Annotated in this window: 19 protein-coding genes; 7 read left to right on the plus strand and 12 right to left on the minus strand. The window is 69.5% G+C overall.

Annotated elements, in window-relative coordinates; translation table 11 throughout:
• The first annotated feature begins 7 nt into the window (after positions 1 to 7).
• Genes C7389_RS18265 through C7389_RS18275 form a run of 3 tightly spaced genes read left to right on the plus strand, consistent with a single transcriptional unit; the run spans position 8 to position 2,096 of the window.
• Positions 8 to 1,276, plus strand: a complete 1,269-nt coding sequence (locus C7389_RS18265; protein WP_133594084.1) for an aromatic ring-hydroxylating dioxygenase subunit alpha — start codon at positions 8 to 10, stop codon at positions 1,274 to 1,276.
• The gene (locus C7389_RS18270) at positions 1,273 to 1,770 is read left to right on the plus strand and encodes an aromatic-ring-hydroxylating dioxygenase subunit beta (RefSeq protein WP_133594085.1); all 498 of its coding nucleotides are present in this window, start codon (positions 1,273 to 1,275) and stop codon (positions 1,768 to 1,770) included. The genes C7389_RS18265 and C7389_RS18270 overlap by 4 nt, the downstream gene beginning before the upstream one ends.
• Before the next feature lie 14 nt (positions 1,771 to 1,784).
• Positions 1,785 to 2,096 (plus strand): non-heme iron oxygenase ferredoxin subunit, encoded by a 312-nt coding sequence (locus C7389_RS18275; RefSeq protein ID WP_133594086.1) that lies wholly within the window; start codon positions 1,785 to 1,787, stop codon positions 2,094 to 2,096.
• A 43-nt stretch (positions 2,097 to 2,139) separates the two neighbouring features.
• Here the strand turns inward: C7389_RS18275 and C7389_RS25525 are convergent, their stop codons facing one another.
• On the minus strand, positions 2,140 to 2,709 hold the full coding sequence (locus C7389_RS25525; RefSeq protein ID WP_246034880.1) for a DUF302 domain-containing protein: 570 nt from the start codon (positions 2,707 to 2,709) through the stop codon (positions 2,140 to 2,142).
• A complete protein-coding gene (locus C7389_RS18285) occupies positions 2,709 to 4,814 on the minus strand; it encodes a TonB-dependent receptor family protein (protein WP_133594087.1) in 2,106 nt (701 codons plus the stop codon). The genes C7389_RS25525 and C7389_RS18285 overlap by 1 nt, the downstream gene beginning before the upstream one ends.
• A gap of 440 nt (positions 4,815 to 5,254) precedes the next feature.
• Between C7389_RS18285 and C7389_RS18290 the strand changes: the two genes are divergently transcribed.
• A complete protein-coding gene (locus C7389_RS18290) occupies positions 5,255 to 6,415 on the plus strand; it encodes a porin (RefSeq protein WP_133594088.1) in 1,161 nt (386 codons plus the stop codon).
• 429 nt (positions 6,416 to 6,844) lie between these two features.
• On the opposite strand, the gene C7389_RS18295 is transcribed toward C7389_RS18290, so the two are convergent.
• The 8 genes from C7389_RS18295 to C7389_RS18330 form a co-directional block, all read right to left on the minus strand.
• On the minus strand, positions 6,845 to 7,498 hold the full coding sequence (locus C7389_RS18295) for a response regulator (protein ID WP_133594165.1): 654 nt from the start codon (positions 7,496 to 7,498) through the stop codon (positions 6,845 to 6,847).
• A gap of 127 nt (positions 7,499 to 7,625) precedes the next feature.
• Positions 7,626 to 8,990, minus strand: a complete 1,365-nt coding sequence (locus C7389_RS18300; protein ID WP_133594089.1) for a sensor histidine kinase — start codon at positions 8,988 to 8,990, stop codon at positions 7,626 to 7,628.
• 16 nt (positions 8,991 to 9,006) lie between these two features.
• A complete protein-coding gene (locus C7389_RS18305) occupies positions 9,007 to 10,020 on the minus strand; it encodes a quinoprotein relay system zinc metallohydrolase 1 (RefSeq protein ID WP_133594090.1) in 1,014 nt (337 codons plus the stop codon).
• The gene (locus C7389_RS18310) at positions 10,017 to 10,823 is read right to left on the minus strand and encodes a quinoprotein dehydrogenase-associated SoxYZ-like carrier (protein WP_133594091.1); all 807 of its coding nucleotides are present in this window, start codon (positions 10,821 to 10,823) and stop codon (positions 10,017 to 10,019) included. The genes C7389_RS18305 and C7389_RS18310 overlap by 4 nt, the downstream gene beginning before the upstream one ends.
• A gap of 431 nt (positions 10,824 to 11,254) precedes the next feature.
• Positions 11,255 to 11,788 carry a cytochrome c-550 PedF gene (pedF, locus tag C7389_RS18315; RefSeq protein ID WP_133594092.1) on the minus strand — a complete coding sequence of 178 codons (534 nt, stop codon included), beginning with the start codon at positions 11,786 to 11,788 and terminating at the stop codon, positions 11,255 to 11,257.
• 13 nt (positions 11,789 to 11,801) lie between these two features.
• Complete coding sequence (locus C7389_RS18320) at positions 11,802 to 12,407, minus strand: pentapeptide repeat-containing protein (protein WP_133594093.1); 606 nt, start codon at positions 12,405 to 12,407, stop codon at positions 11,802 to 11,804.
• Between the two features lie 112 nt (positions 12,408 to 12,519).
• On the minus strand, positions 12,520 to 14,421 hold the full coding sequence (locus C7389_RS18325; protein WP_211168534.1) for a methanol/ethanol family PQQ-dependent dehydrogenase: 1,902 nt from the start codon (positions 14,419 to 14,421) through the stop codon (positions 12,520 to 12,522).
• A 323-nt stretch (positions 14,422 to 14,744) separates the two neighbouring features.
• Positions 14,745 to 15,425, minus strand: a complete 681-nt coding sequence (locus tag C7389_RS18330; RefSeq protein ID WP_162851781.1) for a sigma-54-dependent transcriptional regulator family protein — start codon at positions 15,423 to 15,425, stop codon at positions 14,745 to 14,747.
• A gap of 517 nt (positions 15,426 to 15,942) precedes the next feature.
• Between C7389_RS18330 and adh the strand changes: the two genes are divergently transcribed.
• Both adh and C7389_RS18340 read left to right on the plus strand, forming a co-directional pair.
• Complete coding sequence (gene adh, locus C7389_RS18335; protein WP_133594095.1) at positions 15,943 to 17,463, plus strand: aldehyde dehydrogenase; 1,521 nt, start codon at positions 15,943 to 15,945, stop codon at positions 17,461 to 17,463.
• A gap of 93 nt (positions 17,464 to 17,556) precedes the next feature.
• The gene (locus C7389_RS18340; RefSeq protein WP_133594096.1) at positions 17,557 to 17,934 is read left to right on the plus strand and encodes a DUF779 domain-containing protein; all 378 of its coding nucleotides are present in this window, start codon (positions 17,557 to 17,559) and stop codon (positions 17,932 to 17,934) included.
• Positions 17,935 to 18,293: 359 nt separating this feature from the next.
• On the opposite strand, the gene C7389_RS18345 is transcribed toward C7389_RS18340, so the two are convergent.
• Positions 18,294 to 18,887, minus strand: coding sequence for a cytochrome b (locus tag C7389_RS18345; protein WP_133594097.1), 594 nt, complete (start codon positions 18,885 to 18,887; stop codon positions 18,294 to 18,296).
• 12 nt (positions 18,888 to 18,899) lie between these two features.
• Positions 18,900 to 19,343 carry a cytochrome c-550 PedF gene (gene pedF, locus C7389_RS18350; protein ID WP_133594098.1) on the minus strand — a complete coding sequence of 148 codons (444 nt, stop codon included), beginning with the start codon at positions 19,341 to 19,343 and terminating at the stop codon, positions 18,900 to 18,902.
• A 358-nt stretch (positions 19,344 to 19,701) separates the two neighbouring features.
• Here pedF (C7389_RS18350) and C7389_RS18355 point away from each other — a divergent pair, with 358 nt between their 5' ends.
• Positions 19,702 to 21,714 carry a sigma-54-dependent Fis family transcriptional regulator gene (locus C7389_RS18355; protein WP_133594099.1) on the plus strand — a complete coding sequence of 671 codons (2,013 nt, stop codon included), beginning with the start codon at positions 19,702 to 19,704 and terminating at the stop codon, positions 21,712 to 21,714.
• The last annotated feature ends 95 nt before the right edge of the window (positions 21,715 to 21,809 follow it).

Consider the following 21,809-nt stretch of genomic DNA (forward strand, 5'->3'; position numbering starts at 1 on the left):
GACGAACATGGACGACGCCACCCGCGTATTCCCGCGCGACCCGCACTGGCGGGCGCCGGACAGCAGCCGCGTGCCCTTCTGGGCCTATACCCGCGAGGACCTCTACCGCGAGGAACTGGAGCGCTTCTTCTACAAGGGCCACTGGTGCTACATCGGCCTGGAGGCGGAGGTACCGAATCCGGGCGATTTCCGCCGCAGCGCGGTGGGCGAGCGCTCGGTGATCCTGGTGCGCGACATGGACGGCGCCATCAACGTGGTGGAGAACGTCTGCAGCCACCGCGGCGTGCGCTTCTGCCGCGAGCGCCACGGCAACCGCAAGGACTTCCTCTGTCCCTACCACCAGTGGAATTTCGACCTCAAGGGCAACCTGCAAGGCGTGCCTTTCCGTCGCGGCGTGAAGCAGGACGGCAAGGTCAATGGCGGCATGCCGTCGGATTTCCGCGTCGAGGACCACGGCCTCACCAAGCTCAAGGTGGCGGTGCGCAATGGCGTGGTGTTCGCCTCCTTCGACCATGACGTCGAGCCGCTGGAAGACTTCCTCGGCCCGGTCATCCTGCGCTACTTCGACCGCGTGTTCGACGGCCGCGGCCTGAAGGTGCTGGGTTACCGCCGCCAGCGCATCCCGGGCAACTGGAAGCTGATGCAGGAGAACATCAAGGACCCCTACCACCCCGGCCTGCTGCACACCTGGTTCTCCACCTTCGGGCTGTGGCGGGCGGACAACCGCTCCGAGCTGAAGATGGACGCCCGCCACCGCCACGCCGCGATGATTTCCACCCGTGGCACTGGCGGCAAGGTGGCCGAGGTTGTCAGCGGGGTGGACAGCTTCAAGGAGCACATGCAGCTCAACGATCCGCGCCTGCTCGACATCGTGCCCGAGCCCTGGTGGGGCGGGCCCACCGCGGTGATGACCACGGTGTTTCCCAGCCTCATCATCCAGCAGCAGGTGAACAGCGTCTCCATGCGCCACATCCAGCCAAATGGCCACGGCAGCTTCGATTTCGTGTGGACCCACTTCGCCTTCGACGATGACGACGAAGCCATGGTCCAGCGCCGCCTCATCCAGGCCAACCTCTTCGGCCCCGCCGGCTTCGTCTCCGCCGACGATGGCGAAGTCATCGAATGGTCGCAGGAGAGTTTCGAGCAGAAGCCCTTCCACCGCACCCTGCTGGAAATGGGCGGGCGCGACACCGAGGATGCCGACCACATGGTCACCGAAACCCTCATCCGCGGCATGTACGCCTACTGGCGCGAAGTGATGGGAGAGACGGCATGAGCGGCGCGCGCACCGTGGGCGAACTGGACTTCGCCACCTACTTCAGCCTGCTCAACCTCTACGCCGACTACGCGGTGGTGGTGGATTCCGCCGACTGGGCGCGCTGGCCGGAGTTCTTCACCGAAGACGGCCGCTACCGCCTGCAGCCGCGGGAGAACTACGAGCAGGGCCTGCCGCTGTGCCTGCTGGCGCTGGAAAGCCAGGCCATGATCCGCGACCGGGTGTTCGGCGTGAAGGAAACCATGTACCACGACCCCTACTACCAGCGGCACATCGTCGGCACGCCGCGGGTGCTGGCGGTGGAGGGCGAGCGCATCCTGGCCGAAGCCAACTACGCGGTGATCCGTACCAAGCTGGACGGCGAATCCACCGTGTTCAACGCCGGCTTCTACCGCGACGAGATCGTCACCACGCCCGGCGGCCTGCGCTTCGCCTCGCGGCTGTGCGTGTACGACAGCGAGATGATCGCCAACTCCCTCATCTACCCCATCTGAGCCCGGAGCGAGACATGAGCAACTGGATAGATGTGGCCGCCCGCGACGCGGTGCCGGCCGACGACGTGATCGGCGTCGAGGTCGCCGGCCGCGACATCGCCCTCTACGACGTCGAGGGCGAGCTCTACGCCACCGACAACCTCTGTACCCACGGCCGCGCCCGCATGTGCGACGGCTTCCTCGAAGGCCACGAGATCGAATGTCCGCTGCACCAGGGCCGCTTCGACGTGCGCGACGGCAAGGCCTTGTGCGCGCCGCTTACGGAGAACCTGCGGTGTTATCCGGTGCGGGTGGAAGGGGGGAGGGTGTGGCTGGCGGTGGAGTGAGAGGGCGGTTCGGGCTTTGCGGGATTGCGGGCTGAGGGCGAGTTCAGCCGCCTTCCGCCGCCCGCTTCACCAGCCGCTGCATCAGCGCTTCTGCCGTGGCGCTGCCGGCACCGGTCTGCGGTGGCCGGCGGTAGGCAAGGTAGCTGCGGCCGGGCTCGCCGGGCAGGGCGTAGACGGCGATGGATAGCGGGCAGAGCGCGATCTGTTCCGCCGCTTCGGTAACCAGCCGGGCGGCGACGCCCACGCTGCAGAAGCTGAGGATTTCGGCGTGGGTGTAGAGGTCGGCGCGGTGGCCGAGGTCGGGGGCGGTGCGGGCCAGCATGTCGCCGAAGTGGCTCACCGTCGGCGCGGTCAGGCCCTCGGCGGCGATGGCGTCTTCCAGCGCCAGGCGCAGGTCTTCCCAGGGCATGTCGATGGCGCTGACCCGGATTTCGGCGCTGGCGTCGGCGCGGGATGCCGATGGCTGCGGCGGCAACTGCTGACAGGCGGCGAGCAGCGCGAGCGCGGCCGCGGCCAGCAGTTGGCGGAAAGGGCGTGGCCGGCGAGGGCTGGGCCTGCCGGCTGTTGCGATGGACGTGGAAGCGTGCGAAGCGCTGTGTTGGCGTGTGGGCATCAACGGAAACGGTAGCTGACCTGGACGCCGCCGTAGAGGCTGCGGCCGGGGCCGGGCTCGTAGTATCGGGGGACAGGACTAGTTTCGTTAACAATTACCGATCCGATGTACTTGCGATCGAACACGTTATCCAGCCGCAGCATCTCGCCGAAGGTCCAGTCGCCGGACTGCTGCTCGGCGGCCAGGCGCAGGTTCATCAGCGCATAGGCCGGCGCTGCTTCCCCATTGTTGAGGTCGTTCACCTGGACTTTGCTGCGGTAGACGCCTTCCACCGCGGTTGTCACGCCCGCCAGCGGTTTCCACGCCAGTTCGGCGTAGGCGGACACCGCCGGCACGCCTGGCAGGCGCTTGCCTTCGGGCACGCTGCCGAAGGCTTCGTCATACACCGCGCGCAGCAGGGTGAAGCTGGCGCGGGTGCTGAGCTGGTGGCCGAGGTCGGCTTCCGCCGCCAGTTCCAGGCCCTGGCGCAGGGTGCGGCCGGCGTTGGTGTAGAAAGTGCGGCCGCCGTTGGAGCCGGCGACGACGATCTCGTCCCGCGTCTCGATCTGGAACACCGCAGCGTTGAGGCGGGTGGATTCGCCGAGGTAGGCCTTGAGGCCGATTTCCGCCTGGCGGCTGCGCGAGGGTTTGAGCTTGAAGTTGAAGCCGCCGCCGTTAGCGGAATAGGCCGCTTCGGTCATGGTTGGCGTCTCGAAGCCGGCGCCGATGCTGGCATAGAGATTGAGCAGCGGGCTGACGCGCCACAGCACGCCAGCAGCCGGGGTGGTGCGGCGATAGGTGACGGAGCCGCTATCGTCGCCATTCGTGCCGACGATGTATTTGTCGTCCACCTCGAACTTCACCCGGCTGTGGCGCACGCCCAGCGACCAGTCGAAATCGCCCTGGCGCCACACCGCCTGCACATAGGGATCGGTGCTGGTCATGATGTTGATCTCGTTGCGGCGCAGCTCTCCTTTCACTCCAAATACGCTGCCGATGAAGTTCCGATAACCCTGGCGGTCGTCCTCGGCGCGGTCGTAGTCGATACCGGTGGTCAGCGTCAGGCGGCCGGGGCCGAGGTCGCGTTCCATGATCCAGCGCGCTCCGATGCCGTAGAAATTCCGATCGAAATCGATCACGCCCCCAGCTTGTCCTGCGGCTATCTGCGCGGTGTTTGGAATCGCCTGGTACTGCGTCACGCTGCGACGCCCGCCATAAGCCTGCACCTGCAGCGTGTCCTCGCCGAAGCGGCGCTCGTAGGTGGCGCCGCCCTGCAGGTGGGAGATGCTCTTGCGGGTGCGGTACTGCAGCGCCACCGGCTCAACCGCATTGGCATCGCGCTTCCAGGTGGCCCAGGTGAGGCCCAGCGGGTCGTCGGTGTCCGGCTGGTGCAGGCTGCTGGCGAGCAGGGTGAGGCGGCTGTCCTCGTCCGGCTTGATGGTGATCTTGGCGAAGGCCTGGTCGCGCTTGGCGCTGCTGTAGTCGCGGGCACCGTCGGTTTCGAAATGGGAGGTGTCGAGCACGAAGCCGACGCCGTTCTTCTCGCCCTCGGCGCCCAGGCCGTATTTCAGCGTGCCGTGCTCGCCGCCGACCACGCTGGCGCGCAGCCGCGGGTCGCCCTTGCCGTCGCGGGAGAAGAGCTGGATGACGCCGCCGGCATGGTTGCCATAGATGGTGGCGTAGGGGCCGCGCAACACCTCGATGCGCTCTGCGGTATCGAGGTTGAAGGTGGCCGCCTGACCCTGGCCGTCCGGGTTGGTGGCGGGGATGCCGTCGGCGATCAGCTTCACGCCCCGTACGCCGAAGGCGGCGCGGGAGCCGAAGCCGCGCACCGAGATCTGCAGGTCCTGCGCGTAGTTCTGGCGGTTCTGCACCACCACGCCGGGCACCGCGCCCAGCACTTCGGAAACGTTCACCCGCAACGCCGGCGTGCCGTCCTGGTTCAGCTGCACCGCGTCCACCGAGTAGGGCAGGTCGAAGCTGGAGGTTTCCACCCGGCTGCCGGTGATCACCACCGGCGCCAGCACCGCTTCGCTGGTGGCGAAGGCGGGCGCGGCGAGGGCGTACAGCAGCAGGGCGGAGATGGGGCGCAGGGCGGGCTGGGTGCGGGGGGAGACGCGGCGCATGGCGGATTCCAGGTGTGGTGGCTGGGCGTGTGGGGTACGTGGCCCGCGCCCTGATGTATTGGGATGCTGCAGTTTTGCGGCTCCAACTTTAGTGGTGCTGCCGCCTGCGCCGCATCCGTCGAATCGCCACGCTCATCTCATGATTTTCATGAGATGACATTGGCCTGTTCCGTTCCGGGTGTGCCGGCAAGGAACAGCTGTCTCCCTTCTGAGCAGCACCGCTGTCACTTTCGATTTATGCCAAAGGCGTTGCTGCGTCGCCGTATTCCTTTTGTCCGCGCGCATTCCGTGGATATATGCCGTTGAGGTCGATGCGCCTGCACACGTGTTCGCGGCGCCGGCCGGGGCTGGCACGGCCTTGGCACTGGAGCCCCGCCCGGTACGCCCTTCAGGTGTGCCCAGGGAATCATCCAGACAACAAAAGATACGGAGACAAATCCATGAAGCAGCGTTCTCTCACGGCCGCCGTCGCGCTGGCCCTGGCCACCCTGTCCACCGGCTCCCACGCGGTGAGCTTCTCCAATGGCGATGCCACGCTGGACATCAACGGCACGGTCAACGGCTTCTATTCCTTCCGCACCACCGAGGACGACCGTGGGAAGGTGAACAACTCCGGCATCACCAACGGCCTGCTGCCGGGCTGGATCAACTTCGTGTTCACCACCCAGGTGGAAGGGCTGGACATCAAGGCCCACGTCGGCTTCGCGCCCGGCATCAACAACGATTCCTCCACCGTCGGCCTGCCGCTGGGCGGCGGCGGCGAGCCCTACAGCCAGATCGACACCCGCAACCTCTACTTCCAGTTCGGCAAGGCGGAGGCGGGCACGCTGAAGTTCGGCCGCGACATCGGCCTGTTCGGCCAGAAGATCATCCTCGCCGACATGACGCTGCTGGGCCTGGGCGGCAACACTTATGCCTCCACGCCCTTCAACACCACCTTCGGCATGATCGGCCACGGCTACATGTACACCGGCTTCCAGCCGCAGATCACTTACACCTCGCCCAATTTCGACGGCTTCCAGGCCGGGGTGGGCATCTTCCAGCCCAGCGACTTCATCGGCAGCGGCGAAACCTCCACGCCCGGCGTCCAGGCCATCGCCAGCTACGACTGGAAGGGCAGCACCCCCGGCTCGGTGTGGGGCGGCCTGATCCACCAGAACACCGACAGCGGCTACAACAACGTGGATACCTTCGCCGCCCGCGGCGCCGAGCTGGGCGCCAAGGTAGGCCTGGGCGATTTCGAGGCGGTGGCCTACGGCTTCACCGGCAAGGGCCTGGGGCTGTCCACCGTGGGCGCACTGTTCTACTCGCCCTACGGCGAGACCAAGAGCCGCGGCTGGTTCCTGCAGGGCACCTACAAGCTGGGCAAGACCAAGGTGGGTATCAACTTCGGCGAGAACCGCGACAGCGGCGGCAACCTCATCGGCACCAACCGCTTCCGCTCCACCACGCTGGGCATCTATCACTCGCTGAACAAGTACATCACCTTGGTTGGCGAGTACAACATGGAGCGTGCCAAGGGGCCGGACGCGATCAACTCCGGCGGCAATGGCGACCTGAAGACGCGCACGATTTCCTTCGGCGGCATCATTTTCTTCTGATCGCGGACGGCGGCCGGGGCGCCTGCCCCGGCCGCCGGGCCGGGCGTTGTGCCGGAATGGGCTGAACAGGCTCAGTCCGAACGGCAGGCGGGTATTCGACTGTCGTGGCAGCGCACCTGCGGATGCCCGCCGAAGGCGCCGCGTGCTAAGCCTTTCGACTTCGCTCAGGGCGAACGGTATTTGCTCCCTGAGGGCTCGCAAGGGCTTGCGGTGCTGTGCCCGGCAGGCTTCTTCCGGGCTTCTCCTGTTCCCCCGGCAATCAACCAAGAGATGCCGTCCTCCCTGAGCCTGTCGAAGGGCAGCGCAGGGCGCGGACTTCGGGCACGTTCAGCCCGAACGGCCGTCATGCATCCAGTTGCCGGGTAAGTCGTGCGCCTGTCCCGCCGCCCGGAGTCAGGTCTCGAAGCAGGCCTCGAATCAGGCCTCGAATCAGGCCTCGATCAGCCCCGCCCGCACCGCGATCAGCGCCAGCTCGGCGGCGTTGGTGGCCTGCAGCTTCTGCTTGATGTGGTAGAGGTGGCTGCCCACCGTGCTCGGCCCCAGCTTCAGCGTGGCGGCGATCTCGTTCACCGAGCGGCCGCGCGCCAGTTGCAGGAAGACGTCGAACTCCCGCGCAGTGAGGGCGGACACCGGGTCGGACTGCCCCGCCGGCTGCAACTGGGCGAGGGCGAGCTGGGCGGCAAGGCCGGGGTCCAGGTAGGCGCGGCCGCGGCTGGTGTCGCCCACCGCGCGCAGCAATTCTTCAGGGTCGGCGCGCTTGGAGAGGTAGCCGGTGGCGCCGGCGGCCAGCGCCCGGCGCGGAATCTGCAGGTCGTCATGGGCGGAGAGCATCAGCACCCGTGCCTGCGGATGGCGGGCGCGCAGCCGCTCCAGCGCCGCCAGCCCGCCCATGCCCGGCATGGAAACGTCCATCAGCAACAGGCCGGGGTGGTGCATCTCGTAGGCGGAGAGCGCCTCCTCGCCGCAGCCGGCCTCGGCCACCACCTGGGCGCCGGCGCCCTCGATCAGCAGGCGGAAACCCATGCGGACGACGGCGTGGTCGTCGGCCAGCACGATGCGCAGGCTGGCGGGCAGGGCGGTCATGTCCATGTCGGCGTCCTCGGCTGGGGTCGTGCGTTCGTCTGCGTTCGCGGGCTCGTTCTTGTGCTCGTGGGGGCGGCCGGCTGTGGGCGGCGGCTTGGCCGTTGTTGCGGGTGAGGTGGGCGCGGCTTCACGACGCTGCCTCGCTGGTATTGGCGGGCGCCCACGGCAGGCGGGCATGCACCCGCAGGCCGCCTTCGGGCGGGGTGTCCAGCAGCAGGCGGCCGCCCAGGGCGGCCACCCGCTCATGCATGCCGGTGAGGCCGAAGTGGCCAGGGGGCGAGGTTTCGGTGTGCTCGCTGCCGCGGCCGTCGTCGGCCACCACCAGGCGCAGGCCGTCCTCGTCGCCGGCCAGGATCACGTCCACCCGGCTGGCGCCGGAGTGGCGGGCGACGTTGGTGAGGCTCTCCTGCAGCAGGCGCAGCACCGCCAGCCCCAGGGCCTCGTCCACCGCGCCGGCGGGCGGCGTGCCGTGGCATTCCACCTGGATGCCGGGGTGCAGCGTGGCCCAGTGGGCGCACCAGTCGCGCACCGCTTCGTCCAGCCGGCAGCCGTCACCGACCTGGGGCGGGCGCAGGCGCTGGACGATGGCGCGCACGCCTTCCTGCATGCGCTCCGTCATCGCCAGGATGGCCTGCGCGCTGCCGTGCACGCCGGGGTTGCCGTCGCTGCGCTGGCGGATGGCGCCGGCGATGGCGCGCACCGCGGTGATGCCCTGGGCGAGTTCGTCGTGCAGTTCGCGCGAGATGGCGCGGCGCTCTTCTTCCAGCCGCGCCTGCAGCAGCAGGGCGACCGCTTGGTCGTCTTCCAGCCGGCGGTTGTCGGCATGGCTGCGCTGCAGGCTCTCCACCAGGCGGTTGTAGCTGGCCACCACCCGGTCCAGCTCGGCCACGCCGCTGGCGGGCAGGGCATGGAAGTGGCCGTCGGCGGCGCCGGCCAGGGCGCGGTTGAGGCGGGCGAGCGGGGTGAGGGCGCGGCGCAGGGCGGCGCGGCTGGCGCTCCAGGCGAGCAGGCTCAGTGCCAGAACCCAGCCGGAGGCGGCGACGAGGTCGTCCCAGGCGTCCAGCACCGCGCGCGAGGCGTCCGGTTGCAGCAGCAGCGTCAGCTCGCCGGAGAGGAAGAGCCGGGTGGGTGTGGGCGGCGCCATCAGCGCGGTGAACCAGGCCGGGGCGTGGCGGCCGGCCTTGTACACCGGCGGCGGCGAGACGTAGCGCGGCGCGCCGTCGGCCGCTTCCAGGGTGATGGCGTTGGCGCGCAGCCGGCCCAGGGTGCGCAGGTGGGCTTCCAGGCGGGCGCCGTCGTCGCCGTCGTCGGCGGCTTCGGCCACCAGCACCGCCAGCATCTGCTCGGCGACGCGGGTGGTACCGTGGATTTCCTCGGCGATGCCGTGGCGGCTCTCGGTGATCCACCAGCCGGCGCTGGCGCACAGGCCGAGGCCGAGCAGCACCGCGAGCAGGCGGTGCAGGCGGCCGGCGAGGCGGGGCGTGCGCGGCATGCGCGCGGGGCGGAGATCAGCGGGCGCCATGTTGTTGTAGTGCCTTGTGTTCTGTCTGGGGATAGAGGCGCAGCACCGAGCGCCGGTATTCGGTGGCTGCTTCGGCGATGGTGGCGAATTCGGCGGCCAAGGGCAAGGCCAGCACCTCGTTGGTCTCCAGGCCCTGGGCGGCGGATGTGTCCAGGCGCTGTTGCAGCCAGCGCAGCCAGGCTTGGGTCTGGCGTAGCGGCGTCTGCAGTCCAGTGCCGCTGGCGACTTCGCCGTGGCCAGGCACCACTTGGCGCACGCCGTCCAGCGTGGCGATGCGTTCCAGCGCGGCGAGCCAGTGGTCGAGATCGGCATGCGGCGTGGTGGGGGCGCGGTCATGGAACACCAGGTCGCCGGCGAAGAGGGTGCCGCTGGCGCGGTCCAGCACCAGCAGGTCGGCGCCGGTGTGGCCGTCCAGGGCGATCAGCTCCAGCTCGCGGCCGCCGGCATGGAGCCGGCCGGGGGCGAGGCTGCGGCCAGGCGGACGTGCCTCGGTGCCGCGCATCCAGTCGCCGGCCAGGCGGTAGAGGTTGGCGGAGAGGTCTTCGCCTTCGCGGGCGATGGCGTCGCGGGTGGCGGGCAGCGCGGCCAGCGTGCCGGCGGGGAAGGCCTGGTTGCCGAGGAAGTGGTCCGGGTGGGCGTGGGTGTTCAGCGTGAGCACCACCGGCAGCGGGGTGACGGCGGCGATGGCGGCGCGCAGTTGCTCGCCATAGCGGCGCGAGGGGCCGCTGTCGATGACGACCACGCCGCTGCTGCCGACGAGGAAGCCGGTATTGACGATGTTGCCGCCGTTTCGGGTGTCGAAGTCTTCCGTACGGCCGATGAGCACGTAGACGCCGTCGGTGATGCGGCGCGGCTGCAGGCGGTAGTCGAAGGCGTGGGCGGCGCCGGGCACGACGGTGTCCGCCTCCGCCGGCAGGGAGGGCGCGAGCAGCGCGGCGAGCAGCAGCGCGGCGAGTCGTGGCCGGCAGAGAACCGGCCGAGGGAGGCTGGGCGCCCTCATGGCCGCAGCTCGGCGGTGAGCCGGTTGCCGTTGTTGTCACGCCCGCTGACGCCGGAGGCGACCACGCCGGCGGGCAGGTCCAGCGTGAATACCGGGTTTTCCGCCACCGGCTCGTAAGGCCGCAGCACCGCCAGCGCAGCGCCGGTGGGGGCCTCCTTGCCGAGCAGGCTGATCTCTTCCAGGTGGAAGGCGGGGATGCCGTCGGCCAGGCCGGTGTCCATCGGATGGACGATGCGCAGCTTGAGCCGCTGGCCGCCATCCACCCGCGGCCAGGCGCGCACCTCGGTGTGGTTGAGCTGGCGCTGCCATTCCGGCGAGGCGGAGCCGGTGGAGGGCAGGGTGCAGCCGCCGCCGGTGGTCGCCACCCAGGTGCCGCCCACGTGCCAGCGGCCGTCGGCGGTGCGCACCGCCGCCCGCACCGGGCTGGACTGCTGCAGCTTGAGGCGGAAACCCAGCACCGGCTCGGCGCTGCCGGGCGAGTAGGAGAGGGCGCGGACGATGGGGTTGAAGTCGGCGAGGATGAGGATCTCCTCGACGCGCTGGCCGCGCAGCCGGCTGGCGTCGACCCGCACCGGCACGTTGAGCGCGTCTTCCGCCATCGCTGGGGCTTGCACCTGGACCCGGCTGTCGAACTCGGCCGGGGCGTCGCCCAGCCAGGCACGGCGCAGTTCATCCCAGCGGGGGGAGTTGAGGGGATCGGCGGTGTTCGGGTTCTCGGGGCTGGTGGCGGTGCTTGTCGCCGGGGTGGTGGGCCCGCTGCTTGGTTGTGTGGCGTGGGCGGTCAGCGGGGTGATGGAAAGCATGGTGGCTAGCGCGGCGACCCTCAGTCGGGCGGCAAGTACGCTGGTCCGCGCGGTGGTGGCGGCCTGCCGGCTGGCGAGGTGCCGCAGACAAGCCGAACGCGGCGCAAGGGCGGTTGGGCTTCCCTCTCCCCTCGTGGGAGAGGGGTTGGGGGAGAGGGGCCCGCGGGTGCTCGACGCAGCCGCCCCCGTCGGGGCGCCCCCTCTCCCCGGCTCTCCCCCGCAAGGGAGGAGGGGGAAATCGCGCGCGCCTATCAGATTCACTCTATCGAGCCCGGCCCTAGACCGCGCTGGCGTGTGTTTCATGTCTCCTCCTCGCGGGGCGCGGAGCGTTGCCGCTGCCTCCTGCGTGTGTGGCCGCGCCTCGGTTTTCCGGGGGCCCGACCGGGTATTGCTTCGCTACTTCAAGCGCCGTCCTGCCTCAGCCCGCGCCCTTACTTCGCGGAGCCGGCACGCGACTCGACGAAGGTCTGGATTGCCCAAACCACTTCCTGCGACAGCAGGCCCTCCCACGGCGGCATGTGCACCACGCCGACGCGGACCTTGCCATGCAGCACCGATTCCTTGAAGAAGGCGTCGTTGTCCAGCATGCAGGCGGCGCGCAGGCCGGTGTCGGCGATGCGGCGGCAGTAGGCGTCCACCCGCCGCAGGTCGGCGGCGTTGCCCTGGTGGTCGGCGTCCACGCCGTGGCAACGGGCGCAGGACTGGTTGTAGGCGGAGCGGCCGATTTCCACCGCCTGCGGATTGCCGCGGTAGGGGTTGGCGGCCAGCCAGGTTTCGCCCAGCGGCGGCAGCGGCGAGATGTCCACCACCGGCGGAATCGCCACCTCGGCGCGGGCCGGGGACATGAAGCCGGCCAGCAGGGCGATCTGCAGCAGCAAGGTGGCGAGGTGAAGCAGCAGGCGGCGCGGACCGGTAGCGGCGGAAGCGCGGGCCCGTGTGCGGCGGGCGTTCAGGGTCGGGGACATGGATGCGGCCTCCTCACCAGTCGGTCGGGCAGCCCTGGCAGCCTTCGAAATAGCTGTCGGGGAAAATGGTGTAGCGGATCAGGTTGCCCTCCATGACGGCATCCTTGAAGTTCACGGTGACGAACTTGGTCTCTTGCAGGTTGGCGGAGATCAGCTTGGCGCCGACGAACCAGGCGAACTGGGCGCGTGCCGCTTCCAGCGTGGCGCCGGTGAGGTCGGCGCCGGTGAAGTCGGCGCGCATGATGCGGGCGAACTCCAGGTCGGCGCCTATAAGGCGGGCGTTGCGGAAGGTGGCGGCCGGGGCGTTGACCTTGTTCATCCGCGCGCCGGTGAGGTTGGCGCCATCCAGGTTGGTGCCGGCCAGATTGGCGGCGCGCAGGTCGGCGCGGGACAGGTCGGCGCCGCGCAGGTCGGCGCCAGCGAGGTTCTTGCCGACGAGGTCGGCATGGCGCAGGTCCACGCCGGGGCAGCGGGCGTGGGGCCAGATGCCGCAGCCGTTGATGACCAGCGGTTCCACCATGGGCGGTTCGGCGTGGGCGGCGCCGGCAGCGCCGAGCAGGCCAAGCGCGAGTGCGGCGGGAGCCGCGGCGATGAGGCCGCGGTGCGGGAGTGAGGGCATGGCAGGGCGCTCCGGTGTCTACGGAAGGCGCCGCGGCGCGAGGGCGCTGAGGCCCTCGCGGCGCGGCCGGGCTGAGCTGCCGCGGCCGGCGCGAACCGGCCGCGGGCGCGGATCAGCGGCGGGCGACCTTGGGCAGCTTGAACACCCACATGGAGCCGCCCTGGGTGACCTGCTTGGTCAGTTCGGCCATGTCGCCGCCCCACAGCGGCACCGCGCCGCCGTAGCCGGACTGGATGCCGACGTACTGCTCGCCGTCCATTTCCCAGGTGATGGGCACCGAGACCACGCCGGAGCCGGTCTGGAAGCTCCACAGCTCCTTGCCGTTCTTGGCGTCGAAGGCCTTCACGTAGCCGTCGGAGGTGCCGGTGAACACCAGGCCGCCGGCGGTGGTGAGGGTGCCGGCCCACAGCGGGAACTGCTCCTTGTGCTCCCAGGCGATCTTGCCGGTCTTGGGATCGATGGCGCGCAGGATGCCGACGTGGTCGTCGAACAGGCGCTTGATGCGGAAGCCCTGGCCGAGGTAGGCGGAGCCCGGCTTGTAGGTCAGGTGCTCGGTCCAGTAGTCCATCGCCCAGTGGTTGGCCGGGATGTAGAACAGGCCGGTATCCGGGCTGTAGGACATCGGGTGCCAGTTGGTGCCGCCGAGGAAGGGCGGCGAGACGAAGATGGAGGCGCCCTTGTCCTCGCCTTCCTTCGGTTCGGGCGGACGGTTGTCGTTCTCGATCGGCTTGCCGGTCTCGATGTCGAAGCCCTTCGCCCAGGTGATGCCATCCACGAAGGGCCAGGCGCCGATCAGCGAGGTCGGCTTGTTCGGGTAGCCGGCGCCCTTGGCCAGCTTCTCGCGGTCGGTGACGAAGAAGAAGCCGTTGCGGTCGGCGTGGGCGGAGGCCTTCACCGCCTTGCCGGTGCGCGGGTCCTTGTACTCGAACAGGATCACCGAGTTGTTGCCGGAGAAGTCCCAGGCGTCGTTCGGGGTGTGCTGGTAGAAGCCCTTCAGCTCGCCGGTGCTGGCATCCACATAGGCCTGGCCGGAGGTGAACAGGCTGTCCCAGTTGCGCGGATCGTCGCCCTTGGCGGTGCGCTTCCAGGTGTTCCACGGCGCCGGGTTGCCGGCGCCGATGACGACGGTGTTGTTCTCGACGTCGAAGGAGGCGCTCTGCCACGGCGCACCGCCGCCATGGCTCCAGGCCTCGACCTTGCCGGTGGGCGAGTTGGGATCGTCCGGCCACGACGGCGCCTTGGCGTCGCCGGTGGTGGTGCTGTCCTTGCCGTCCAGGCGGCCCATGTGGCCTTCGACCAGCGGCCGCGCCCACACTTCCTTGCCGGTGTCCGGGTCGCGGGCGAACAGCCAGCCGACCACGCCGAATTCGTCGCCGGAGGAGCCATGCACCAGCAGCACCTTGCCGCTCTTCTGGTCCTTCACGATGGTGGGCGCGCCGGTCATGGTGTAGCCGACCTTGTGGTCGCCGAACTTCTCGCGCCACACCACCTTGCCGGTCTTGCGGTCCAGCGCCACCACCGCGGCGTCCAAGGTGCCGAAGAAGATCTTGTCGCCGTAGATGGCGGCGCCGCGGTTCACCACGTCGCAGCAGGGGCGGATGTCGTCCGGCAGGCGGTGCTCGTAGGCCCACAGGCGCTTGCCGGTGCGGGCGTCGATGGCGAAGAAGCGGGAGTAGGAGGCGGACACGTAGATCACGCCGTCGCGCACCAGCGCCTGGGCTTCCTGGCCGCGCTGCTTCTCGCCGCCGAAGGAGAAGGACCAGGCCGGCACCAGCTGCGACACCGTCTGGGCGTTGATCTGCTTGAGCGGGCTGAAGCGCTGGGCCTTCACGCCCAGGCCATAGCTGAGCACGTCGCCCGGCGTCTTGTCGTCGTTGAGGATGTCTTCCCAGGTGACGTTGCTGATGGTGCCACCCGCATTGGTGGCGGCGGAGGCGGCGCCGACGGTGAGGCTGGCCGCGGTGAGCACGGCGAGGGTCTTCAGCGTCGGACGCAGGAATTGGCGCGAGTTCATCTGTGACTTGTCTCCATCATGGTTTTATTTGTCCGCCATGCCGCAGCCGGGGCGGTTTCGGCGCCCTGTGCGGCGGGCTGCCCGGGCTCCCTTTCTGCAAAGCGCGTGCCAGTCGGCTGGTCCGCAGGGGTAACGGCGGCTTTCGCCCTGCATATCGGAGCCGGGGTGCGCCAGGTGTCACGAAATGGAGCGGCAGGTGTGGCGCAATGGAGCAGTGTTCCAGAGGGGCTGAGACGGCCGGGATTGCCGGGGAGAACGCAGAACTGGATCAGGCAAGCAACGCATCACGGCAGAGCGCGCCCATCAGCCTGCCACCTCGCCCCTCAGCCAACGCTTCCTATAACCCGCACCAGCGCCGCCAGCGTCTGGCCGTCCCGTCCGTCCAGCAGCAGCGGCGCCGGGAAGCGGCCGAGGCGGGCGCGCAGGGCGGGCCAGGGCTGGCCGACACAGTCTAGGCAAGTGCTGCCCTCGGCCTCGGTGGGCAGGGCCAGCAGGCGGCGGGCGTGGCGGTTGCTGGCCAGCAGCCGGCCCTCGGCGTCGAACACCATCAGCCCTTCCAGCGGCGTGCCCAGCAGCTCCGGGTGGCTGTGCAGGTGCAAGGCGATGCAGCCGCCAGGCGCGGTTTCGGTGAGGCGGTGTTCTATCAGCTCGGCGGTGGTGCGCAGCAGGGACAGCAGGCTGACAATGCCGCCGTGGGACAGCCGTGCCGAGGCGTCGGCCAGGCCGAGCAGGCCACGGGTGCGGGTGGCGATGGGCTCCGCCAGGCACAGCCCGCTGCCGCCGCCTGGTGCGCCGGCGACGGCTTCCATGCGGGCGCTGCCGGGGGCGATGGCGAGGTGGCCGATGGCGGCCAGCACCAGGCCGTCGCGGTCGGCCAGCAACACGGTGAGATCGGGGCTGTCCGCCAGTCGGTGCAATTGCTCGGCGGCCGGCAGGGCAAAGGCGAGCAGGTGCGCGCGGCTGCCGTCGGAATCCGCGGCAGGGGCTGGGGGCGTGGCGGGCATCGGGGAGAGGGCCAGCGCGCGGAAGGGATTGCGTTCCGGCGTCGCCGATGCCGCCGGCAAAGGGCAGGGGGGGCTGGAGGCGGCCATGCGAGCGCGAACGCAACAACCATGCCGTAGCGCAGCAATGCCGGCCGGGCAGCGATTGCTCCACGGTGTTGCGACGAAATGGAACAGGTGTTCAGAACTGGAACAGGCGCCTGCACACCCTGGTGCAACCGGCAGCAGGCGTCTCGCATACCTTGCCTGCGCTGTGCGTTCCGCGGGGCGTCCCCTGCTCCGCCCTTCGCGGGGGGCTGTTTCCCGCCGGTCAGCCGGCGTGGGCAAGCGCTGATGGCATGGTCCATGCTGAACCGGTGGGGCGACGCTCAGCGTTCGACATCAGCGAGTCGCTCAGGCAGCAGTGCCGGAACGTGCCCGCCATCATCAGCGGAGCCCCCGGCTCCACAAACGCGGTGCCTGCCGCGCCCGGCCAAGCCCCGGACGCGCTGGCGCAACGGTGAAAACAGGAGGAGACACCATGCTGTACGCATTGCCCGGCCAGGCCGGCGCCAAGGTCCAGTTCAAGAGCCGCTACGACAACTTCATCAACGGCAAGTGGGTCGCCCCGGTGCGCGGCCAGTACTTCGACAACGTCACCCCGATCACCGGCAAGGCCTTCTGCCAGGTGGCCCGCTCCACCGAGGAAGACATCACCCTGGCGCTGGATGCCGCCCACGCCGCCGCCGACAAGTGGGGCCGCACCTCGGTGACGGAGCGCGCCCAGGTGCTCAACCGCATCGCCGACCGCATGGAAGCCAACCTGGAAGTGCTGGCCTACGCCGAGACGGTGGACAACGGCAAGCCCATCCGCGAAACGCTGGCGGCGGACATCCCGCTCGCCATCGACCACTTCCGCTACTTCGCCGGCTGCGTGCGCGCCCAGGAAGGCAGCCTCTCCGAGGTGGACGAGAACACCGTGGCCTATCACTTCCACGAGCCGCTGGGCGTGGTCGGCCAGATCATCCCGTGGAACTTCCCCATCCTGATGGCGGCGTGGAAGCTGGCGCCGGCGCTGGCGGCGGGCAACTGCATCGTGCTGAAGCCGGCCGAGCAGACGCCCACCGGCATCCTGGTACTGATGGAGCTGATCGCCGACCTGCTGCCGCCGGGCGTGCTCAACGTGGTGAACGGCTTCGGCCTGGAAGCCGGCAAGCCGCTGGCCTCCAGCTCGCGCATCGCCAAGATCGCCTTCACCGGCGAAACCACCACCGGCCGGCTGATCATGCAGTACGCCAGCCAGAACCTGATCCCGGTGACGCTGGAGCTGGGCGGCAAGTCGCCCAACATCTTCCATGCCGACGTGGCCAACGCCGACGATGAGTTCTTCGACAAGGCCATCGAGGGCTTCGTGCTGTTCGCGCTCAACCAGGGCGAAGTGTGCACCTGCCCCTCACGCGCGCTGATCCACGAATCCATCTACGACCGCTTCATGGACCGCGCCCTGGCGCGGGTGAAGGCCATCAAGCAGGGCAGCCCGCTGGACACCGAGACCATGATCGGCGCCCAGGCTTCCAACGAGCAGGTCGAGAAGATCCTCTCCTACCTGGACATCGGCCGCCAGGAAGGCGCCCAGTGCCTCACCGGCGGCGGCCGCGCCCAGCTCGGCGGCGATCTGGCGGAGGGCTTCTACATCCAGCCCACGGTGTTCAAGGGCAACAACAAGATGCGCATCTTCCAGGAAGAGATCTTCGGGCCGGTGGTGTCGGTCACCACCTTCAAGGACGAAGCGGAAGCGCTGGCCATCGCCAACGACACCCTGTACGGCCTGGGCGCCGGTGTATGGACCCGCGACGGCAGCCGTGCCTACCGCTTCGGCCGCGCCATCAAGGCGGGCCGTGTATGGACCAACTGCTACCACCTCTACCCGGCGCACGCGGCCTTTGGCGGCTACAAGCAGTCCGGCATCGGCCGTGAGAACCACAGCATGATGCTGGACCACTACCAGCAGACCAAGAACCTGCTGGTGAGCTACAGCCCGAAGGCGCTCGGCTTCTTCTGATGCTCCTCCCTCCTGCTTGGTGAGCAGGCTTGGGGCGGCCGGGAACGGCCGCCCTTTTTGTTTTCCGGAAGGCGTTTTCCACGGAGGCAAGCGATGGTTCCGCGAGTGACTGCGACGCCGGCTGCGCTGGCGTTGATCGACAAACTGGCTGCCCAGCATGGCCCGCTGATGTTCCACCAGTCCGGCGGCTGCTGCGACGGCAGCTCGCCGATGTGCTACCCGCGCGGCGAGTTCCTCGTCGGCGACAGCGACGTGCAACTGGGCGAGATCGGCGGCGCGCCCTTCTACATCAGCCGCCCCCAGTTCGAATACTGGAAGCACACCCAACTCATCATCGACGTGGTCGAAGGCCGTGGCGGCATGTTCTCGCTGGAGAACCCGGAGGGTCTGCGCTTCCTGACCCGCTCGCGGCTGTTCGAGGATGCGGAGTGGGCGGAGATCGCGGCGGAGGACGCCCGGCTGGGGCGCTGAACGGGGGAGAGAAGCAGCAGCGCGGCCTTTGCCCGCCGGCGGTGCATGGAGGGCCGGGCTGGCGTTGGCGAGGTGAGCTTGGCGGACTCGCCCGGCGGATTCGTCGTGCACCGGGCCTGCCTGTTATCTCACTGGCCCTGGGGCGCACCAGCCGGCCTCCTTTCCCGCTGCCACGGCTGTCCAGCGCAGGCGGGAAAAGGCGGGGTGGGGGGAGGTGGGCAGGAGAGGGAAGCAGGGGGCAGCAAGGGGCAGGAAAGGCCAGAGAAAAAGAAGCGGCCCGGCGGATTGCCCGCCGGGCCGCTTCGCTTGCTGCTCAAGCTTGCTTGAACCCGGTCGCAGCCGGGCGCCATCGGCCGCGATCAGCGTCTGCCGCGCCCTGGCAGCATCCGCCCCAGCACGCTCCGCCCGCTCAGCGCATGCAGTACCACCGCGCCCAGGTGCAGCGCGATGAGCCCGATCAGCGTCCAGGCGCAGCCGGTGTGCAGGGCGTTGAACAAGGCGTTCCAGCCTTCGTCCGGCCAGCCGGCCTTGGGAATGACGATGCCGAAGACGCGCATCGGATAGGGCGTGAAGCTGCTGGAGAGATAACCCGCCAGCGGCGTCAGCAGCAACAGCAGGTAGAGCGCGCGGTGGCCCAGGCCGGCCAGCTTGCGTTCCAGCGCCCCCAGGCGGTTGTCCACCGGAGGCCGGTGGCGCAGCCGCCAGCCCAGGCGCAGTAGCAGCAGTGCCAGCGCCAGCAGCCCCAGCGACTTGTGCAGGGCGATGGCGGCGCTGCGCTCGGCGCCTTTGGGCATCTCGCCCATCGCCAGGCCGATGCCGATCAGCGCCAGCACCAGCAGCGCATGCAGCCAGTGCAGGGCGATGGCGCCGCCGGAGTAGCGCGGCGCCGCAGGGGGCGCCGCGCCGGCTCCGGCGGCCGCGGCCTCCCGACCCGGGAGGGCCGGGCTGCTCATGGCCACCCCGGCTCAGTCTTCATGCACGGTTTCCAGCCAGGCGCGGATGGCCCACATCGCCTCCTGGGTCAGCGTGCCTTCGAAGGGCGGCATGTACACCGCGCCGTTGCGCGACACGCCGTGGCGGATACGCTGGATGAAGTACTCATCGCCCTCGTTGCCCTTGGGCAACAGCCGCAGGTCGGGCGCGATGCCGCCGGAAACCGCGCCGATGCCGTGGCAACGGGCACAGTTCTGATTGAAGGCGGAGTCGCCGATGCGTACCGCCTCGGCGTTGCCCCGGTAGGGGTTGGCTTCCAGCCAGGGTTCGCCCAGCTGCTTCAGCTTGGAGGTGTCTACCGCCTGCGGCACCACGTCGCCATGGCCATGCGCGAAGCCGCCGGCCAGGGCCAGCACGGTGCCGGCGAGCGCACCGGCGAGCCGGGCGCGGGTGAATAGGCGGGGAGTCTCCTTCATCTCTTTTTTGCTCACTTTCCTGTTCCTCTTAAGGGGCATGGTGTCGATCCCGGCGGGGCCGGTTCGAGGGGGAAAGGGCAAGCTCCGTGCCACCGTGGCAGAAGCGGGGCAGAACGGGGGCGCGGCCAGGGCGCGGCCGCTGCCTGAAGCGGGCACTTGCACGCCGTGGAGGGACGGGGCGGGGTTGCTGTGGAAAAAGCGGCCATGTTGCAAGGAAATGGCAAGCTCCTTGCTACTTTCCGTTTCGGTGTGCTGGACGCCGGTTGCCACAATCTGGAGCAACCGTGTCATATTGGAACACCTGCGGCAGCCGGACAAAAAAAGACAAGCGCCGTAGGCAGGAAAGGAGGAGGAGGAGATGGGGCAGTTTCCCACGCCGGAGACGCAGGTCATGCGTCTGGCCGAGCTGCGACGACGTTTTCTCGAGCTGGGGCAGGTGCCGGAAGACGGGCTGACGCCCACGGTGCTGAAATCCTGGCAGCGCTGCCGCGAGCTAGGGGTTGCCGCCGGCGACCGCCACGAGCAGGGCGGCACCGGCCGCGCCGGGTTGTCGGAAGCCCGGGAGCGCAGCGAGTCGCTGCTGAATCACGCCAGCGGCATCATGGAGCATATCTTCGAGCAGATCCGCGCGTCGGGCAGCATGGTGCTGCTGGCCGACGCAGAGGGTCTGATCCTGCACGGGCTGGGCGATCCGGACTTCGTCGGCCGCGCCAACCGGGTTGCACTGCAGCCGGGCGCGAGCTGGAGCGAGACCGATCGCGGCACCAATGCCATTGGCACTGCGCTGGCCGAAGGCGCCGCGGTGGAGGTGTTCGGCCACGAGCACTACCTGGAACGCAACGGCGTGCTCACCTGCAGCGCGGCGCCGGTGTTCGATCCCTCCGGCCTGTTGCTGGGGGTGCTGGACATCTCGGCTGACTACCGCAATTACCAGCGCCATACCCTGGGGCTGGTACGGCTGGCGGTGCGGCTGCTGGAGCGGCGCCTGTTCGAGGCCGAGCATGCGCGCCAGATCCTGCTCGGCTTCCACTCCCGGCCGGAATGCGTGGGCGGCCTGCAGGAGGCGATGCTGGCGGTGGCCGCCGACGGCGAGATCATCGCCGCCGACGCCGCCGCCCGCGAGCTGCTGGGGCCGCTGCTCGCCAGCGGCCGTGGCACCGCCTTCGGCAATGTGTTCAAGACCGCCTTCGGCATCGCCATGGACAGGGGCGCGCGCGATCCCTCCTCCCTGCTGGCGCTGGAGCTGCGCAACGGCGCCACCGTCTATGCCCGGCTGCGTACCACCCTGCTGTGGCCGGGCAGTCGCAGCGAACGGCCGGCAGGCGAGCGCAACGGTACCGCCGCCCAGGCTCCGCGTGCCCAGGGCGTCGCCGCCACCACCTTGCATACCCTGGCCACCGGCGATGCCGGCCTGCAGCGTGCGCTGGACCGCGCCGCCCGCACCCTGGGCAAGGACATCCCGCTGTTGATCCAGGGCGAATCCGGCGTCGGCAAGGAGCTGTTCGCCCGCGCGGTGCACAACAGCGGGCCGCGTCGCGACGGGCCTTTCGTCGCGGTGAACTGCGCCGCCATCCCGGAGAACCTGATCGAGTCCGAGCTGTTCGGTTACACCGGCGGCGCCTTCACCGGCGCGCGGCGGGAAGGCGCGGTTGGCCGCATCCAGCAGGCCCACGGCGGCACGCTCTTCCTGGACGAGATCGGCGACATGCCGCTGGGCATGCAGGCGCGGCTGCTGCGGGTGCTGCAGGAGCGTTGCGTGACGCCGGTGGGGGCCAGCCGCCAGGTGGCGGTGGATATCTCGCTGGTCTGCGCCACCCATCGCCTGCTGCGCGAAGCGGTGCGCGACGGCAGCTTCCGCGAGGATCTGTATTACCGGGTGAACGGCCTCACGGTGACGCTGCCGCCGCTGCGCGAGCGCAGCGACATCGGCGCGCTGGTGGACAAGCTGCTGGCCGACGAGCTGGCGGATGCCGGCTTCCGCCGCAAGGTGGTGGTCGGTGAGGAGGTGATGCGCTTCTTCGAGGGCTATGCCTGGCCGGGTAACGTGCGCCAGCTGCACAACGTGATCCGGGTCGCGGTGGCGCTGCTGGATGAGGATGAGACCGAGATCCTGCCGCAGCACCTGCCGGAGGAACTGTTCGGCGCCGACCCGGCCGACCTGCGCAGGCCGGCGGCGCTGGCCGAGTCACCCTTGCCCGGCTATGGCCGGCCGGCCAGCGGCGGGGCGGCGGTGGGGCGCAGCCTGGACGAGGTGGAGCGGGAGACCATCGCCGCGGTGATGCAGGAGGTGGGCGGCAATGTGTCGGCGGCGGCGCGGCGGCTGGGCATCAGCCGCAACACGCTGTACCGCAAGCTGGGAAGGAATCCCTGAACGCGCCGGCGTGGCGGTGGTACCGGGGGCAGAGGCGATTGCCCGCGATGGCAATTGCATGGTCGGCCAGTGGCCGGAAGCTCCTGCAAAGGCGG

It is taken from the genome of Azoarcus indigens (genome assembly GCF_004361735.1).
GTDB classification, from domain to species: Bacteria; Pseudomonadota; Gammaproteobacteria; order Burkholderiales; family Rhodocyclaceae; genus Azoarcus; species Azoarcus indigens.

What these genes read in the sequence shown, in the direction of transcription:
- C7389_RS18265 (WP_133594084.1), top strand. Translation starts at nt 8, where the DNA reads ATGGACGACGCCACCCGCGTATTCCCGCGCGACCCGCACTGGCGGGCG.
- C7389_RS18270 (WP_133594085.1), top strand. Translation starts at nt 1,273, where the DNA reads ATGAGCGGCGCGCGCACCGTGGGCGAACTGGACTTCGCCACCTACTTC.
- C7389_RS18275 (WP_133594086.1), top strand. Translation starts at nt 1,785, where the DNA reads ATGAGCAACTGGATAGATGTGGCCGCCCGCGACGCGGTGCCGGCCGAC.
- C7389_RS25525 (WP_246034880.1), bottom strand. Translation starts at nt 2,709, where the DNA reads ATGCCCACACGCCAACACAGCGCTTCGCACGCTTCCACGTCCATCGCA.
- C7389_RS18285 (WP_133594087.1), bottom strand. Translation starts at nt 4,814, where the DNA reads ATGCGCCGCGTCTCCCCCCGCACCCAGCCCGCCCTGCGCCCCATCTCC.
- C7389_RS18290 (WP_133594088.1), top strand. Translation starts at nt 5,255, where the DNA reads ATGAAGCAGCGTTCTCTCACGGCCGCCGTCGCGCTGGCCCTGGCCACC.
- C7389_RS18295 (WP_133594165.1), bottom strand. Translation starts at nt 7,498, where the DNA reads ATGACCGCCCTGCCCGCCAGCCTGCGCATCGTGCTGGCCGACGACCAC.
- C7389_RS18300 (WP_133594089.1), bottom strand. Translation starts at nt 8,990, where the DNA reads ATGCCGCGCACGCCCCGCCTCGCCGGCCGCCTGCACCGCCTGCTCGCG.
- C7389_RS18305 (WP_133594090.1), bottom strand. Translation starts at nt 10,020, where the DNA reads ATGAGGGCGCCCAGCCTCCCTCGGCCGGTTCTCTGCCGGCCACGACTC.
- C7389_RS18310 (WP_133594091.1), bottom strand. Translation starts at nt 10,823, where the DNA reads ATGCTTTCCATCACCCCGCTGACCGCCCACGCCACACAACCAAGCAGC.
- pedF (WP_133594092.1), bottom strand. Translation starts at nt 11,788, where the DNA reads ATGTCCCCGACCCTGAACGCCCGCCGCACACGGGCCCGCGCTTCCGCC.
- C7389_RS18320 (WP_133594093.1), bottom strand. Translation starts at nt 12,407, where the DNA reads ATGCCCTCACTCCCGCACCGCGGCCTCATCGCCGCGGCTCCCGCCGCA.
- C7389_RS18325 (WP_211168534.1), bottom strand. Translation starts at nt 14,421, where the DNA reads ATGAACTCGCGCCAATTCCTGCGTCCGACGCTGAAGACCCTCGCCGTG.
- C7389_RS18330 (WP_162851781.1), bottom strand. Translation starts at nt 15,425, where the DNA reads ATGCCCGCCACGCCCCCAGCCCCTGCCGCGGATTCCGACGGCAGCCGC.
- adh (WP_133594095.1), top strand. Translation starts at nt 15,943, where the DNA reads ATGCTGTACGCATTGCCCGGCCAGGCCGGCGCCAAGGTCCAGTTCAAG.
- C7389_RS18340 (WP_133594096.1), top strand. Translation starts at nt 17,557, where the DNA reads ATGGTTCCGCGAGTGACTGCGACGCCGGCTGCGCTGGCGTTGATCGAC.
- C7389_RS18345 (WP_133594097.1), bottom strand. Translation starts at nt 18,887, where the DNA reads ATGAGCAGCCCGGCCCTCCCGGGTCGGGAGGCCGCGGCCGCCGGAGCC.
- pedF (WP_133594098.1), bottom strand. Translation starts at nt 19,343, where the DNA reads ATGAAGGAGACTCCCCGCCTATTCACCCGCGCCCGGCTCGCCGGTGCG.
- C7389_RS18355 (WP_133594099.1), top strand. Translation starts at nt 19,702, where the DNA reads ATGGGGCAGTTTCCCACGCCGGAGACGCAGGTCATGCGTCTGGCCGAG.